Origin of the sequence: uncultured Granulicatella sp., assembly GCF_963515615.1 — a bacterium.
Classification (GTDB): domain Bacteria; phylum Bacillota; class Bacilli; order Lactobacillales; family Aerococcaceae; genus Granulicatella.
Window position 1 is genome coordinate 1 of the sequence record NZ_CAUPZT010000035.1, and the last position, 16,650, is coordinate 16,650.

Here is a 16,650-nt window from a genome sequence, read left to right on the forward strand (position 1 = left end):
TGTAGGTAATACATACCCATGCATATCACTTGTTTCAATAATTTTGATTTCCATTTTATCCCTCATTTCACTCTTTAGTCACAGCTTATTGTATCATATAAGCATTAAAATATATAGCTTGACTCCACTTTGATTCTTCCTCAAATATGAAAATTGGACTTCAATCTTTTCATTATTAAATTATATTTCCAAACATTTGTTTCTATTCTAACTTTCCTGTATACTAGAATTACTATCATGAAAGGAAATAAAGAATGAATTTTAAAAAATCTATTTTACAATTTAGCATTCGAAAATTAAGTATCGGAGTAGCTTCTATTGCTATTGGGTCTATTTTTATGAATGCTTCAATAGCTAGTGCAAATACAAACAAACCCTCTCAAAGAGTAAATTCTAATGCAAATACTTCGACTATTTCAACAGTTCATTCAAAAGAAATCAGTCAAAACAATCCAATTCAGCCAACAACAGAAACAAAACAAACACAAAAAATTGAAAAAAATAAACCTACTGCTCCTGACATTTTAACACTAACAGGAAAATTACCAAATGACACTTCTTCTATCAAACAAAACCAACCCATGGAAAAAGTAGAAGTCAAAGAAACAGCAAAAGAGCATCAAGCTGTAAGAAATTTAACACAAGCAGATGCCCTAAAAATTTCTAAAGGAGAACTTCACTCTGAAAATCATTTAATCGATCAATCCCTTTACGGAGAAAAACCTTTAAATCCTGAAGGGGATGATGATCATGATGGTATTAAAAACAAAGATGAAATTTATATTTATCGTAAAAATGATAAAGAATATGTAGGATACCATAGTCATCCACTATTAGAAGACAGTGATGGAGATGGTTTACGAGATAACGAAGATGATCACAAAAAACAATGGTATATGACTGATAGAGATGCCATTTTTTTCATGAATCTTGCTTATCAAGATGAAACTTCTATCAATAAAGTATTAGATCATTCAAAACCTTATCCAAGTCTCTTTCTAAAAGAACAAGAATTTAAAATGATGCACAATGAATTAGCACCATTTTGGAAATTAAAAAAATCTTATCACACAACAAGTGGAATGGATGCATTTTTATTTGAAACAAAAAGTGATTTAGCTTATCTAAAAGATAATACGGTTCAAATGCTAGCAATCCGTGGAACAAATCCTAGCGAAATGAATGATTTGACTGCCGATTTAGTATTATTTGGTGGAAATAAACCTGCTCAAGCAGATGATATTCGAAATGTGGTTGGAGAATTAGCAAAAGATTCTAGCATTACAAACTTATATATGACAGGACATTCACTTGGAGGATATTTAGCACAAATTGCTGCCGTAGAAGCTTATCAAAAATATCCTAAATTTTATGAACAAGTATTAAAAAAAGTAACAACCTTTAATGCTCCAAAAGTCATTACATCACGTACTGTTTGGAATGCGAATAATGGATTTTGGGACGTTGGCTTAGAAAGTAAGAAATTAGCCATAAACGGAAAAATCAAACATTATGTAGTCGATAATGACAACGTTGTCGGCCCATTAATCCATAATGATACTAATGTTGTCACTTCTACCGGTAATGCTAGTTTGAAACATGGTGCTCAAGGATATTTTGAAAGTCGCTTAAATTCCTTTGATAACTTTAATATTGGAAAACGTTCGACATTAGATAGCCAAGGCTATCGTGATCCTAAGTTAGAAAAAGTAAAATTTATCAAAAAAACTATTACTCCTGAAAATCCAACTCAACCAAGTATTGACCCACTAGAAAATGTAGCCTTAGGAAAACGTGTTACTCAAAGTTCTACTGCCTTTGGCGGAGATGCAAGTCGAGCTGTTGATGGTAAAACGGACGGAGATTTTGGGCATCAATCAGTTACTCATACAAACTTCCAATCAAAACCTTGGTGGCAAGTCGATTTAGATAAAGAAGAAACGATTCGTCAAATTAATATTTTCAATCGTACCGATACTGCACAAGAAAGACTTTCAAATTTCCATGTCATATTATTAGATAGCTTTGGAAATGAAATTGAACGTAAACGTATCTCTTCTTTAACTAATACCGCTGCTCAACTTGCTATTGATTATAAAAAGGCACGATTTGTTCGAATTGAATTAGAGGGTCATAATGCTCTCAGTCTTGCAGAAGTACAAGTTTTACGAGCTGAAAATATCGCTTGGAAAAAACAAGCTTCTCAAAGTTCAACAGCTTATGGTGGAGATGCAAACCGTGCTTTAGACGGAAATACAAATAATACTTATTCTCAAAACTCTATCACGCACACTAATTTTGAAAATAAAGCTTGGTGGCAAGTTGATTTAGGTCGAAGTGAACAAGTAGGATTCGTAAGATTATTCAACCGTGGGGATGGCGAATTAGCCAAACGTTTATCAAATTTTGATGTTATCCTATATAATGAAAAAGGACAAGAAGTTTCAAAACAATTTATCAAACAACTGACTTCTAACCAATTAGATGTACAATTCAATGGGCAATTAGGCAGATATATCCGAATTCAATTGCGACATGAACATCAGGCACTTAGCTTAGCAGAAGTAGAAGTATTTAGACATACTCCTGTAAAAGATGCGAATATTCAAATAATTCCTATCCAGCAACCGATCAACTCTTCAGTTGCTAAAGATAAAGTTTTAACGATTCAACATAAAGGTGCTTATGTAGCACGTTATACCATTACTTGGGATGAAATTAGTACAGATAAAAATGGAAATCAAACGATTCATTCAAGAAGCTGGGAAGGTAATGGAAAAAATCGTACAAGTGGTTTTATTTTAAATTTACCTGTAAAGGCGAATATGAAAAATATCCGTATAAAAATAGAAAAAGCAACAGGCTTATTCTGGAAATGGTGGCAACCAATTTATGAGAACAGCCTATTCCTGAATAATTCTCACCGTACCATTACACACTGGGGAACAACATTAAACTCAAAAATTTCGGATCAGTAATTAAAGTTTAACAAAAAAACACACTAAAAATTTAGTGTGTTTTTTTACATATTAAATGAGAAAAGACTTCCCATAGCAGCACTACAACCATGAAACCGAAAGCTTTACGTGCATCCTAGTACTACTATTAAGGAAGTCCACTTCCAAACGTACCCTAATTTATATCCGTTAAATAAGAATAGACTTCCTATAGTAGTATGAGCAGTATCAGCCAAATTGGCTGATACTGCAGGAAAATTTGAGACCTTAGGCTCAAATTTTAGCCATGAGACCGAAGGTCTGCTGGCGTCCTAATACTACTATTAAGGAAGTCTAATTCGAATACTTTTATTGGTTCCAAACTGATTGGAATTCAGCTTTAGAAGCTTCTAACACTTTATCAACACTTGAACCATTTACATCACTATAAACTTTTTCTTGAATCTTAGTGATTTCTGCATATGCAGAGTCAGCATTTTCAATGACAGGAATTGAGAACAATTCTTTTTTACCTTCAGCAATTGCTGCTGGAACTTTAGATTTAGAATTTTTGTATTCTGCACTATCTAACACTTTAGAAACTACTGGAATATATCCTGTAGCTTGCGCCCAAGTTAATTGAGACTCAGGAGAAGCTAAGAATTTTAAGAATAAGTAAGCTGCAGTACGTTGTTCTTCAGAAGCACTTTGGAACATGTAAATATCAGTACCTTGTTGGATACTAATTTTTTCTGGACGAGGAGCAACCCCATATTCATATCCAGCTTCTTTAGCACCTTTAGCTACGAATGATTCACCCGCAGTTGAACCTACATACATTGCAATTTGTTTGTTAGCAAATGGTCCTGATAAATATTTATCTGAACCAGCTGTACGGAAGTAACCTTCTTTAATCCCTTCAGCATAGTAAGAAACTACTTCTTTTGATTCTTTACTAGTAATGTCTAATTCTTTGTTGAATTGAACACCTTTGTTCACAATACCAGTTGCATAGTAGTTGTTTAATGAGTCAAAACCAGCACCTACAACTTGGTGGTTTGATTTTTCATAAATTGTTTTAGCTGCTTCTTTTAATTCATCTAAAGTAGTTGGTACTTTAACACCATACTCTTTTAATAAATCAGCATTATAGAATAATACTTCTGTTGATTTGTTAAATGGAATACCATATTGTACACCATTGATTTGAGCACCTTTTAATAATTCTGAACGAATCGCAGCATCATCTTTGATACCAATAGTTGCATTTTCTAAGTAAGGTTTTAAATCAACTAATTGATCTTGATCTGCAGCATTCCATAACCATCCTGGGTATGCTTGAGTAATTGTTGGTAAATCTTTTGGTGAAGTTAATGTAGAGTTAATTTTAGCTTGTAAATCTTTATATGAAGATTGGTTTTGTAATTCAATTTTCACATTAGGATTTTTAGCCATGAACTCCTCAGTTAATTTCGTTAGAGTTTCCTCTAATTTACCATTTAAGGCATGCCAGAAAGTAATTTTTGTTTCCTCTTTTACTTCTGTTTGAATGTCTGCTTTAGTTTCTTTTTGTGAGTTTGATGCACCATTGCCGCAAGCTCCTAAAACTAAAACTGATGTTGTCGCAAGTGTCGCTTTTACTAAAGATTTGAATTTCATAATTGTACTCCTTTTTCTTTTATAGTTTTACAACACAATTTTTTCGCCACGATGTGGCAATATTCTTTCACCATACGGATTTTCCAGTCTCTCTGGTTTTAATGTATGGATAGGAACCAAAAGTTGAGGTTCGATCATCGCAATAATACGGTCTAAATCCGCAGGTTTTGCATGACCTGAACAAGCGATTTTCACAAATTCAATGTGATGTTTCGCTAATAAATCGAGAAACACTTGATAATTCGGATCAAAGTCACCTAATGGTTGAGCATCACAGTGAAGGTACAGTGTTCCTTCTTGTAGTTTATCAAAATTATCTACTACTTGCCAAAAATACTGCTCTTGATCGTCAATTAGTGTTTGATAGGAAACTTCTAAATTAGGATTTAGTTCTGGAATCTGTTTTGCTTCATTTGAATAATAATAATGAGCATGAATTCCAAATACTTCTTGTAGTAATGCTGCCATATGAGCTTCTAATACTACTGTTCGTGGAGATTGCTCTACAATTTTTGCGAATCGTTCCACATTCGCTGGATAACCATTAAAAGCTATCGGACGGTTTGGATTTTCTTTTTGAAATTGAACCACTCTTTCAATGACTTCTAATTCATTGGATGGTTTAATTTCAGTTGGATCAACTGGTCTTTCAGGGAAACTAATCGTTACACCTTCCATCATCAACAGATCAGTATGCTTTGCTTTCTTACAAAACTCAACTGTTGCTTCTGGAATATACCCATGTAATCGTAAATCACCAGTATACGTAATGAAATGATCTGGAGTTCGAATTAATAAGGCACTTGCACCATATGCATCATGATCTACTGGAACAACTTCAATTGTAATATCCCCAACAGTTATGATTGCATTTGGTTCTAAGCCAATCATTTCTCTCGTAAATGGAGATTTTTCAAACGGTGTTGGTAATAAAAAATCCCCATTACGATTTAAACTATTTAAAATCATTTTTGTCTCTTTTAAAGTATACAATGGAATAACAGGATCTAAGTAATTAATCATTCTTGAATGATCTAAATGAGCATGTGATAGAAATACTGCTGTATTTTCATACTCACCTGTTTCTTCTCCATCGTATTCATATCCCAAACGTGGATCATAGACATGATTTAATTTTGGAATAATCCCATATTGAATCAGTGTTTGTAACTGTTCATCTGGCAAATCTAATTCTGGACGAAACTCTGTCCCGAAGTCAAAGAAAATATGAGAATTTCCATAACTCACTTCGATGACAGTTCCGCCAATTGTTAGAATTCCGCTATGGAATGTAACAACGGTTTTATCCTTTGATACCATTCTTAGCAACCCCTCTAATAATTTCTTTTCTAAATACGAAATAGATAATCAAAATAGGAACTACTGTCAATGTTGCGGCAGCCATTTGTAATTGAACATCACTACCACTTTCAGTCGTGAAGGCTGATAACCCGTTATTTAATAGACGGAAGTATTTAGTGTTTGTTGCAAGTAATGGCCATAGGAATGAATTCCAGCTCATAATGAATGTTAAAATCCCAACTGTTACAAGCGCTGGCTTACACATTGGCACTAAAATTCGACGAATATATTCTAAATCAGATGCACCATCAATTTTAGCGGCTTTGTAGAATGTACTTGGAATTCCACGAAGGTAACCATTTAAATAGTAAATATAGAAAATACTCGTTAAAAATGGAAGGATTAAAGCTAGATAAGTATCTAATAATCCTAATTGCGCAATAGTCTGATAATTTGTAAAGATAATTGATTCATAAGGAACCATTAATAATGAAACCATCACCATTGTCACAACTTTTTTATATTTAAATTCTAAACTTGTTAAAGCAAATGCTGCTAATAGTGAAGTAACAACTGTTGCAGCAGTTGTAAATAATGATACAAATAATGTATTGGCAAAGTAACGCAAGAATGGCGCTCTTTGGAATACTTCAAAATAGTTTTGCCATTGTAATGATTTAGGAATTAATGTTGGTGGAATACTAGTTGCTTCCGCATAAGTCATTAATCCTGTCAAAATCATATAAATAAATGGGAACACGGTAATGATTGATAAAACCACAATCAGTGCTAATAATAAATAATTGATTACTTTTTTCATGATTAACCCTCCGCTCTTCTCAAGAATTTATTTTGGAAGAAAGTAGCAATCAGAATAATCACAAATAAGATTACAGTTGCTGCCATCGCAATCCCTGGACGACCAGCCACATGGAACTTGTCATAAATATAGTACACTGCAGTTGTCGCACTATTGGCTACCCCTGCTGTTCCTCCAAATAATGCATATACTTGAGTATAAACTTTGAAGGCCCCGATTAAGTTCACTGTAGATAAGAATGCAATTGTAGGAACTAATTGAGGGAATGTAATTCTCCAGAAAATTTCTTTTTCTGTAGCTCCAAACATTTTTGCAATTTTAAAATGTTCTGGATCAATATTTCTCAAACCTGCTAATAAAATAATGATATTAAAGGCAAGTCCTGTCCAAATACCAAAAATAATTAATGTTGGCATACTCATATTAACATTATCTAACCAGTTTACCGCAGGAATTCCCACTAAACCTAGTAAGAAATTGATTAAACCGTAACTTCCATTAAAGAAATAACGAAACACAATCCCAATCGCGATTGTACTTGTAACATATGGCATGAAGAAAATTGTTTCAAACACACTCTTATGTTTTACCTTTTCAAAGATAATCCAGGCAATGACAACTGAAATACATAGTGCAACTGGCACTACTACAAATGCATATAAAGCCGTATTAATCAAAGCTTTATGAAATACTGGATCTGCTAAAACTTTTTGATAGTTCGATAAACCTGTAAATTGAAGTTTTAACAATGAACCCTTTTGAAAACTCATCCAAAATGAACGAATTAACGGATAAATATTAAATAGTAAAATCACACCTAATGACGGAAGAAGGAAAAACCACGCCTTTGGTTGATTCTCAGGATTATATTTTTTCATTAGTATACACGTTCTCCATTTTGATCGAATAAGAATAATTTATGTCTTAGAAGGTCAAATGAAAGTGTGTCTCCTTCTTCAATCTTATGTTCCACACTTACGATTGATTTAATATCTTGTTCTCCTAATGTAAAGTGTAAAATACGTTCACGACCAATTAATTCAACAGCCGTAACAGTTACTGTAAATAATCCATTTTCACTTGGAACTAAATCTTCAGGACGTAATCCTAAATAGTAATGTCCGTTTTCTAGGCCTTTACGGAAACGACTTTCCACTAATTCACTTGCTTGTAAAGTGAATGATGGGTGATGAATCACACCATCTTTTACTTCAACTTCTGAAATGTTGATAATTGGATTTCCGATAAATTTAGCCACAAATAAATTATTTGGTTCTAAATATAAGTTTTGAGGGTCATCATGTTGTTGAATAACACCTTCATTTAATAAAATAATTTTATCACTGATGGATAAAGCTTCTTCTTGGTCATGAGTTACAAAGATAGTTGTAATTCCTACTTCTTTCACTAAACGACGAATTTCTTCGCGAATTTTCAAACGTAAACGAGCATCTAAGTTACTTAATGGTTCGTCTAATAATAATACTTCTGGTTTTTGAACTAACGCACGAGTAATCGCAACACGTTGTTGTTGTCCACCTGATAAAGTACCAGGTTTTTTCTCAGCTAATTCTTCAATATTTGTTAATTGCATGTATTCTTCTGCAACTTTTTTAGCTTCTTCTTTTGAGATTTTCTTTTCCCCTACTGTTAATGGGAACATAATGTTCTCTAATACTGTCATATGAGGATATAATGCATAGTTTTGGAATACGAATCCAATATTTCTATCTTTTGGTTCTGTATTAATCACAGAAGATTTTTTGAATTGGATATCTCCACCAGTTGGTTGTAATAACCCTGCAATCATATTTAAAATAGTTGATTTTCCGCAACCACTAGGCCCTAATAAGCAAACTAAATCCCCTTGTTCAATTGAAAAGTTAACGGATTTTAATGCTTCAAAGCCATTATCGAATACTTTATTTAAGTCGATAACATCAATCATGAGTAAACCTCCAAATTTCTTTACTTGAATACATTCCAGTATACCATGTTTTACGCTTTCATGCGATACAAATATTAAGAATTTTTTAAAAAAATATTTTTTCTACGAACTTTTTCGCATAATTCCTGAAGAAAATACGCAATAAAAAACGCCTCTAGTTTTCACTAAAGACGTTTATTTTTACTATCGATTAATAATTTTGAAGTATTCTCTTGAAGTAATTTTGTAAACTAAGAAGTATGCAATCATAAATACTCCAGCTACTGCTAACATTGTCAATCCAATAATGCTTCCTTTAATGCCAAAGATTAAGACAATTTTGCTAACGATGTTATACGATAATGCCGTATGCAAGAATGCTGTTAATAGCGGTAAGAAGAATACAATTAGCACTTGACGATTAATCGATTGATGAATCATTGGTTGATCAATTCCAATTTTCTTCAAGATGACATAACGTTCACGGTCTTCATAGCCTTCAGAAACTTGTTTATAGTAAATAACTAAAACTGCTCCTACTGAAAAGGCAATGGCTAATAATATTCCTAAGAATAATAGAGAACCATAAAATTGGAATAATAATTGAGCAATTTCGATTTTCCCATCAATTCCCCCAGCAATATCAGATTGTTGATACGCTTCTAGTTCTTTTTTCTTCTCGTCATCTGTTTGACTAGAAGTATTCCATAATGCAATATAATGTCTTGTATAAGCTCGATATCCTTCATCATTTTCTTTACTGTAATATGGAACAACTTTTGCCATATCTTCTTCATTTAAAAGTCCAATATAGGAGTGATCAGTAATATTTGGATTTACAATTAATCCTGCTGCGAATTTATTCACATCTATGACTTGTCCAATTGAAAAAGTATTTTCTCCAACTGCTATTTGAGTGAAACTAGGTTTTGTTCTCTCAGTATATTGTTCTCCTATCACCATTTCTCCAGGTTTAACAGTGATATTTTCTCCACTATTACGATTATAATCTTCCACTGATACTAGGACGACCATAGATTCTGGAAGAGTACCTAGTTTTTTTACATTTGTATCTAATACATTCCCTTCTTGATTTCCCCCTGTTAAAATATACGAATACTCATAGAAATCTGTGACTTTTGAAGCAGTTCCTGCCGCTAATTGTTTCGCTTCTTTTGAATATGCTGCTGTTTCTTCAGGATTACGATACATATTTCTAAAAGTAAAATCAGTTGGACTTGTTCGATTAATCACTTCCTGTGCTCCAAACTGCAACGAACCAGTTGTTCCAAGAGTCACTAACACCATTGTTGATAAAATACAAATACTTGCCAAGCCCATCGCATTTTTTCTCATTCTAAAAATCAAATTAGAAACTGAAATGAAGTTAATTGGACGATAATAAAATGTTTTACGATTTTTCAAGAAGCGTAAAAGAGCTATACTTCCAGCATCAAATAAAATATACGTTGCGATGACTACTAATAATACTGCAATAAAGAACCAACCTAATGCTTTAATCGGACTTTCGATTGATTGAGAAATATAATAAGCATATCCTAAAATCGCTACTCCAATTAATGCACGAATACTTAAGAAACGACCTGTTTTTTCTCCTGATTTCTTCTCACGTAGTAATTCTAATGGACGACTCACTCTAATCTTAATCGCATTTAAAATCATTAAGAAAACAAAAATTCCACTAAATAAAATTCCAATCATAATGACTGATGCAAATTGGAATTCATATGAAATCGGAACAGTAAAACGCATTGCTTTCAATAATAAGACAAATGCTAATCGATTCAATAATACTCCTAATACAAGACCAACAATTAGGTTAATGATTGCGAACAACACCATTTCAATAACTTGTAACAATTGAATTTGAGAACGACCCAATCCTAAAATGCTATATAACCCAAATTCTTTTGAACGATTTTTCATCACAAAGCCATTCGCATAAATCATTGTTAAGGTAGAGACAAGTAACATGATTACAACCCCAAACCCTAATGCCATGACTACCGTGTTTCCACCATTACTTTGCAATATCGTTTTATTTGTAGAAAGTGCCATTAGAATATATGTAATCACCATCATTGTAATAGAAGCAACCGAGAATGGAATATACAATGTTCGATTTTTCTTTAAATTGGATACTGCTAATGAACTAATTAATTTAAACATGACTTTCACCTCGATTAGCCATTACTGTTAACGTATCAGAAATTGCTTCAAACATTTCTTCATCTGTACGTTCTCCTTTAAATAATTGATGATACAAGATTCCATCTTTAATAAATAACACTCGTTTAGCTCGACTAGCAGCTAAGGTACTATGCGTTACCATTAAAATCGTTTGTCCATTTTCATTTAAAGTATCAAACACATCTAAAATATTGCTAGAAGATTTTGAATCTAATGCCCCTGTTGGTTCATCGGCTAGTAAGATACTAGGGTCAGCCATCATTGCACGTCCAATGGCTACTCTTTGTTGTTGCCCTCCGGATAATTCATAAGGATATTTTTCTAGTAATTTTTCAATCCCTAACATCGTAGCAACAGGTTTTACTTTTTTCTCCATTTCTTGAACAGTTTTCTTCGCTAGTACTAATGGAAGTAACATATTATCTTTCACAGACAATGTTTCTAATAAATTGAAATCTTGGAAGACAAATCCTAAATGATCACGACGAAATGCTGCTAATGTTTTGTCTGGAATATTTTGAATATCTAATTGATTCAATAATACTTGCCCTTTTGTTGGACGATCTAATGTTGCTAAAATATTTAGTAGCGTTGTTTTACCAGAACCTGATTCACCCATAATGGCAACATATTCTCCTTTTTCAACACTAAAAGTAATATCTTTTAATGCTTCTACTTGCATCGCTCCAAATCTTGTATGGTAAATTTTTTGTACTTGTTTTACATCTAATAATGTCATTTCAATTCCTACTTTCTCTTTGATTTGTATTTATTCTATCAAATAAAAACGATGTATTCCTATATTTTAGCTATCATTTTCCTTTTGTTTCTTACATTTTTGTAAGAAAGAATTTTTTATTAATTTTAGATATTTTTACTTTCAAATAAGAAATAAAAATCGTATAATATAAATGTAAAAGTAGTGATAATTCATTACTTAAACAATATAATAAAATGATTAATTAAGAATAATCATTTTACTTATTTTTCCTTTTTTATTGTTGTGATTTCCGGAAAGAATTTCATTCTTTTCGTTAATCTTTCCTTTGATTGGCAGAGCTATTCTAAAAATATCAACCATCATACACTTATGCCAGAAACTCTGCCATCAAGGACTGCCCACCTAACCTTTTAGACTACGGTCTGAACTGTTAGGTGGGTTATTCATTTAAGCACAAAAAAAGACGAGACTTTCGTCCCGCCTTACTCATTCCATCCGTTTATTGAACTTTTAAAATTTGTTCTTTCGCATGAATTAATTGCGTAATCAAAGCACAATATGGAGTTGGAATTCCATATTCTTTTCCACGTTTTGCAACAAAACCATTTAAGTAATCTACTTCTGTAAAACGATGATTTTGCATTAAATCTTGATGCATTGAAGGGTAATGTGCACGTACTTTATTTGATGCTGTATAAACATAATTTTTCATTTCTGCTGCATCAATTTTCACACCTTCATGATGAGCAACTGAAACAAACTCATGAATAATTTGTTCAACAACTGCTTCTGCTGTAGTAGTATCGAATACTTCCCCAATATTCGCATCTAAAATTGCACAAGTTGCATTCATTGTTCCATTCACACATGCTTTTCTCCAAATTGAGAATAAAACATCTTCACTGTAACTAGCATTTAATCCTGCTTGATTCATAACAGCTACTAATTCTTCTGCAATCACACGACCGCTTGCTTCTTCTACTGCTTGAATTTCCACAGTACCTGTTCCACCTAAACGAGCCACACCTGGAGCATTAATTCCTGCTGTCCAAATCGTTACACCCATAATAATATTTTTACGTGGAACATATTTTTCCATTGTATATTCATGACCTAAACCATTTAATAAGCAAACTACTTTTGTATCTTCATGAATAATTGGTTTAATTTTTTCAAGCATTTCTCCTAATTTCATTGATTTTGTAAATGCAATAACGACATCTACTTCCTCATGAACTTCTTCAGGTCTGTAGATAGGGATTTGTAATGTATCTGTTGTATCTCCATCTACTACTTGTAACCCATTTGTACGAATAGCTTCAATATGTGCTGGCCATTCATCAATTAAAACAACTTCTTGTCCTGCTTTTGTTAACATATAACCAAAGCGACATCCCATTGCTCCCGCACCTGCAATTGCAATTTTCATTATAATTCCTCCTTATTATACCGTTAATTTATAATCTTCCGGTTGAATCCATTGTACCACTTTTTCGAACACATGGATAAAAATAATGTTGAAAATAATTGGTGCAACTACAAAAATGACTGCTACTAATAGAATATTTCCAACTGTCCATCCATTTTCCATTAAATTTAAAGCATAAATTGGACCTACTAAACCACTAAACCCAAAACCTGCACTAGCAGGAGTTCCTTGAATAGAAAATACTGCTGCTAAAATACCTAATAATGCTGAAGAACATAACATTGGTAATAAAATTTTAGGTTTTGCAATCACATTTGCCATTGACATTTTCGGAGATCCAATAAAGTGTGCAATACAAGTTCCTACTGAATTAACTTTTAATCCTGCAACTGCTAAACCAAAACCTGCCGCACAAATTCCTAAGTTTGCTGCACCAGAACCAATACCTGATAGACCAATTGCTAAACCAATTCCTACTGTTGTAAATGGTGAAACAATTAAAATACAGAAAGTCATCGCAATTAACATACACATTAAAATTGGTTGTAAGGTTAATAAGAATTCCACACCTTGACCAATTAATGCTGTAATTTTAACAATATATGGCTGAGAAAGTCTTCCAATCCCACCAATAACGACTAATGTAACCGTTGGAATCACAATAATCGAATAAGCTCTTGCTTTATCTCCAATCCATAAAATAAATGCAGCTGCTACTGCCGCCGTTACACCCATTGTAATAATATCTCCAGTACCAGAAAATACCACACCTTTAACATCTGGATTAAAGCCAGGTGCACCTCCTGCAAAAACAGTAGCTAAAGCAATGGCTCCTGATTGAATTGGCGTAAATTTAAAGAAATGTCCTACCATTAAACCAATAATTGCACCCATCATAGTATTAGCCACTTGAGTCGCTTGAATAATTAATTGTCCTTGTGGAAATACTGGTAATAACGCTTTTGTTAATTCACCTAAAATCGCACCCGGAATTAAAGTTACAACTACCCCTAATGCTAATGCATTTAATACGGTCATTGTAAACTCTTTTGCTGAATAAGTTTTATTTGTATCCATATTCATTCCCCTTTCTTTTCAATGGACTCATTATATCATATTCTTTTTGAAAACAAAGTAATATTTTCAACCCTCACCGGATATTTTCATAAGCGTCCAACAACAATATGTCTATCAAATGAAAAAGTTCAAGAAAATTGTAAATAAGAAAGAGATCACCGTATCATACGGTGATCTCTTTCTCAATTCTATTAATTCAGGTTATTTTTTACTGCATATACGAAGTCAATTCTGATTCAGATATGTTTAACTGTTGAGCTCCATTTTCAATAGACAAAAGACCTTTCCTTATCAAACCAACAATGGTTATGATGGCACCTTCTGCTCTGCCTTCTACTCTTCCTTTTTCTATTCCTTCTTCTATCCCTTTTTCTATCCCTTCCATTCTTGCCAGTTGTTTTTCTTCTGTCACATACTCTAAATGCGCATAGTAGCCATCTAGTTTCCTTGTTCGATCATCATACATCATTTGTTCCTTCTACAATAAGTATGCAGTCAATTCCGACTCTGACATATTTAATCTCTTTGCCCCACTTTCGATTGTGAGGATTCCATCTTTGATTAAGCCAACAATGGTTATGATAGCACCTTTTTCTATTCCTTCTTCTATCCCTTTTTCTATCCCTTCCATTCTTGCTAGTTGTTTTTCTTCTGCCACATACTCCAAATGCGCATAGTAGCCATCTAACTTCCTTGTTCGATCATCATACATTGTTCGTTCCTCCTCTGTCCAATTCGTTCGATTCATCATCGTATCTGCTGTTTCTAGTATTGCCTCTGGATTTTGTGTATACGGTTTGTTCCCGAAAAATTCAATCCATCGAACTTTTTTATATTGTTTTATTTTAGTTGGATCATATTTATCTAATTCTAAAAATGCCATACGCATTAAGTTACGTTTTTCTTTAATTCCTTTAAAATATACTTTTAATTCTTCGTAGGATTCATCATCTCGTAAGCTAAACGAATGATACATACGATCATCTTCAAAATATCGTTCCTGCGTAATCGCGATAGCGTATACTGGAATCATTTCTTTTGCGAGATGATAGGTTTGCGTGCCATCTATTTTATGCATATTCATATTTTTAGAAATCTGTTCACATAAATATAAACACAAACGCTTAATAAAGTCAATTTGTAACGCTACTTGTATTTCAATAATAATTTGTGTGTGATCATCCAACTCTGCCAACACATCAATATGTGTCGAATACGGAAATTCATCTAAATAAAATTCATGAATTTGTGTACTTTCTAATATTTTTACGCTTTCAACTGGCAAGTCAAATATGTCTCGTATAAATTGCGCAGTGATTGCCGTATTGCTAAAAATCTTTTTTGCCATTAAGTCCATCATGGGTCTTGCCCCTTCAATTCGTTCTTTCATAATATTTCTAATTTAAAATAAGGCAGTGGCAAGAATTTTTGTGTAAACTCCACTAGTTGGCACTCAGGCTATTAACATACTTTAGAATAGACGTAAGTTTCTTTTCTTTTTTGTGTTTTTTTGATGAACGTTAGGTGGCAAAATTTGTTTTGTCCTACTATTTTCTCCATTTCTACTTCTTATTTGTAGGATAGAGGAAGTTCCTATCGGATAACAAGCACCTCATTATTGGACACTTACAATTAAGTATCCAATAACCGAGTATATAGAAAAATAGCTCTCCTCAATGATAATTCGGAGAGCTATTTCTTATTTACAAGTTTTTTGAATAGTTCAATTTACAGCAAATGCGTGTCTAAAACTTTTTTATTCTACCCACTCACCATCAGCGTTAACAGTATACCCATCTGGTGTAGTTGTATTAATTGCTAAAGCACCTGATTCATTCGCATAATACCATTTGTCTGATACCGTGAACCATCCTGTTTCCATTGATCCTGATTGATTCAAATAGTACCATGTTCCATTTTCTTTCACCCATCCAGTTTGCATTGCTCCGAAATCGTTCAAGTAGTACCATGTTCCATTCTCTTTTACCCATCCAGTTTGCATTGCTCCAGATTTATTCAAATAGTACCATGTTCCATTCTCTTTTATCCATCCAGTTTGCATTACTCCGGAATTATCAAAATGATACCATGTTCCATTTATTTGCTTCCATTCATTTACAATGTGGGAACCATCTTCAAGCTGATATAACCATTGACTATCTTTTTTACTCCAACCCTCTACCACACTATTTGGTAACGTCTTGTCTTCTTTGCTAGTCACAAAAAGATAAGTTGTTCTTGGTGTTGTTCCCCTTGGGTTTGATGTCGTCGAAGTTCCTGGTGTTGGAACTCCACCGTTGAATTGTGGTTTATCATGTACTTCAGGTATTCCTGGGAGTCCACCATTAAATTCTGGCAATTCATGAACTGGCGGATTTGGCATTTCTGGGTTTCCACCTGGCGTTGTTGTGCCTGGAGTTGTACTTGGGTTTCCACCTGGCGTTTCTGTGCCTGGGGTTGTTCCTGGCGTTTCCCCTGGTGTTGCTGTTCCTGGAGTTGTACTTGGGTTTTCTCCTGGTGTTGCTGTTCCTGGAGTTGTACTTGGGTTTTCTCCTGGTGTTGCTGTTC

12 protein-coding genes and 1 pseudogene are annotated in these 16,650 nt (G+C 33.4%); 1 reads left to right on the forward strand and 12 read right to left on the reverse strand.

Translation table 11 applies throughout. The features are described from left to right. The first annotated feature begins 254 nt into the window (after window positions 1-254). Complete coding sequence (locus tag RYL55_RS06335; protein WP_315008122.1) at window positions 255-2,978, forward strand: thiol-activated cytolysin C-terminal domain-containing protein; 2,724 nt, start codon at window positions 255-257, stop codon at window positions 2,976-2,978. A 327-nt stretch (window positions 2,979-3,305) separates the two neighbouring features. Here RYL55_RS06335 and RYL55_RS06340 read toward each other — a convergent pair whose 3' ends face one another. The 12 genes and pseudogenes from RYL55_RS06340 to RYL55_RS06395 form a co-directional block, all read right to left on the reverse strand. Next, window positions 3,306-4,595 carry an extracellular solute-binding protein gene (locus tag RYL55_RS06340; RefSeq protein WP_315008123.1) on the reverse strand — a complete coding sequence of 430 codons (1,290 nt, stop codon included), beginning with the start codon at window positions 4,593-4,595 and terminating at the stop codon, window positions 3,306-3,308. A 27-nt stretch (window positions 4,596-4,622) separates the two neighbouring features. Beyond that, entirely contained in the window at window positions 4,623-5,915 is a 1,293-nt protein-coding gene (locus RYL55_RS06345; RefSeq protein WP_315008124.1) for an MBL fold metallo-hydrolase, read from the reverse strand. Next, complete coding sequence (locus RYL55_RS06350; protein WP_315008125.1) at window positions 5,899-6,717, reverse strand: carbohydrate ABC transporter permease; 819 nt, start codon at window positions 6,715-6,717, stop codon at window positions 5,899-5,901. Before RYL55_RS06350 ends, RYL55_RS06345 begins: the two co-directional genes overlap by 17 nt. A gap of 2 nt (window positions 6,718-6,719) precedes the next feature. Beyond that, on the reverse strand, window positions 6,720-7,595 hold the full coding sequence (locus RYL55_RS06355; protein WP_315008126.1) for a sugar ABC transporter permease: 876 nt from the start codon (window positions 7,593-7,595) through the stop codon (window positions 6,720-6,722). Beyond that, on the reverse strand, window positions 7,595-8,665 hold the full coding sequence (locus RYL55_RS06360; RefSeq protein ID WP_315008127.1) for an ABC transporter ATP-binding protein: 1,071 nt from the start codon (window positions 8,663-8,665) through the stop codon (window positions 7,595-7,597). Before RYL55_RS06360 ends, RYL55_RS06355 begins: the two co-directional genes overlap by 1 nt. A 183-nt stretch (window positions 8,666-8,848) precedes the next feature. Next, window positions 8,849-10,834, reverse strand: coding sequence for an FtsX-like permease family protein (locus RYL55_RS06365; RefSeq protein WP_315008128.1), 1,986 nt, complete (start codon window positions 10,832-10,834; stop codon window positions 8,849-8,851). Then, window positions 10,827-11,594, reverse strand: a complete 768-nt coding sequence (locus tag RYL55_RS06370) for an ABC transporter ATP-binding protein (protein ID WP_314078682.1) — start codon at window positions 11,592-11,594, stop codon at window positions 10,827-10,829. Before RYL55_RS06370 ends, RYL55_RS06365 begins: the two co-directional genes overlap by 8 nt. Before the next feature lie 481 nt (window positions 11,595-12,075). Beyond that, window positions 12,076-13,005: a 2-dehydropantoate 2-reductase gene (locus tag RYL55_RS06375; RefSeq protein ID WP_315008129.1), complete on the reverse strand. Its 930-nt coding sequence runs from the start codon at window positions 13,003-13,005 to the stop codon at window positions 12,076-12,078. Window positions 13,006-13,020: 15 nt separating this feature from the next. Continuing rightward, window positions 13,021-14,082 carry a PTS sugar transporter subunit IIC gene (locus RYL55_RS06380; protein WP_315008130.1) on the reverse strand — a complete coding sequence of 354 codons (1,062 nt, stop codon included), beginning with the start codon at window positions 14,080-14,082 and terminating at the stop codon, window positions 13,021-13,023. Window positions 14,083-14,290: 208 nt separating this feature from the next. Continuing rightward, on the reverse strand, window positions 14,291-14,551 hold the full coding sequence (locus tag RYL55_RS06385; protein WP_315008131.1) for a hypothetical protein: 261 nt from the start codon (window positions 14,549-14,551) through the stop codon (window positions 14,291-14,293). A gap of 9 nt (window positions 14,552-14,560) precedes the next feature. Beyond that, entirely contained in the window at window positions 14,561-15,472 is a 912-nt protein-coding gene (locus RYL55_RS06390) for an Rpn family recombination-promoting nuclease/putative transposase (RefSeq protein ID WP_315008132.1), read from the reverse strand. 366 nt (window positions 15,473-15,838) lie between these two features. Further along, window positions 15,839-16,650: pseudogene (locus RYL55_RS06395) on the reverse strand (hypothetical protein); the annotation flags it as partial.

Coding starts and splice junctions, on each gene's coding strand:
- RYL55_RS06335 (WP_315008122.1), top strand. CDS start 255: ATGAATTTTAAAAAATCTATTTTACAATTTAGCATTCGAAAATTAAGT.
- RYL55_RS06340 (WP_315008123.1), bottom strand. CDS start 4,595: ATGAAATTCAAATCTTTAGTAAAAGCGACACTTGCGACAACATCAGTT.
- RYL55_RS06345 (WP_315008124.1), bottom strand. CDS start 5,915: ATGGTATCAAAGGATAAAACCGTTGTTACATTCCATAGCGGAATTCTA.
- RYL55_RS06350 (WP_315008125.1), bottom strand. CDS start 6,717: ATGAAAAAAGTAATCAATTATTTATTATTAGCACTGATTGTGGTTTTA.
- RYL55_RS06355 (WP_315008126.1), bottom strand. CDS start 7,595: ATGAAAAAATATAATCCTGAGAATCAACCAAAGGCGTGGTTTTTCCTT.
- RYL55_RS06360 (WP_315008127.1), bottom strand. CDS start 8,665: ATGATTGATGTTATCGACTTAAATAAAGTATTCGATAATGGCTTTGAA.
- RYL55_RS06365 (WP_315008128.1), bottom strand. CDS start 10,834: ATGTTTAAATTAATTAGTTCATTAGCAGTATCCAATTTAAAGAAAAAT.
- RYL55_RS06370 (WP_314078682.1), bottom strand. CDS start 11,594: ATGACATTATTAGATGTAAAACAAGTACAAAAAATTTACCATACAAGA.
- RYL55_RS06375 (WP_315008129.1), bottom strand. CDS start 13,005: ATGAAAATTGCAATTGCAGGTGCGGGAGCAATGGGATGTCGCTTTGGT.
- RYL55_RS06380 (WP_315008130.1), bottom strand. CDS start 14,082: ATGGATACAAATAAAACTTATTCAGCAAAAGAGTTTACAATGACCGTA.
- RYL55_RS06385 (WP_315008131.1), bottom strand. CDS start 14,551: ATGATGTATGATGATCGAACAAGGAAACTAGATGGCTACTATGCGCAT.
- RYL55_RS06390 (WP_315008132.1), bottom strand. CDS start 15,472: ATGAAAGAACGAATTGAAGGGGCAAGACCCATGATGGACTTAATGGCA.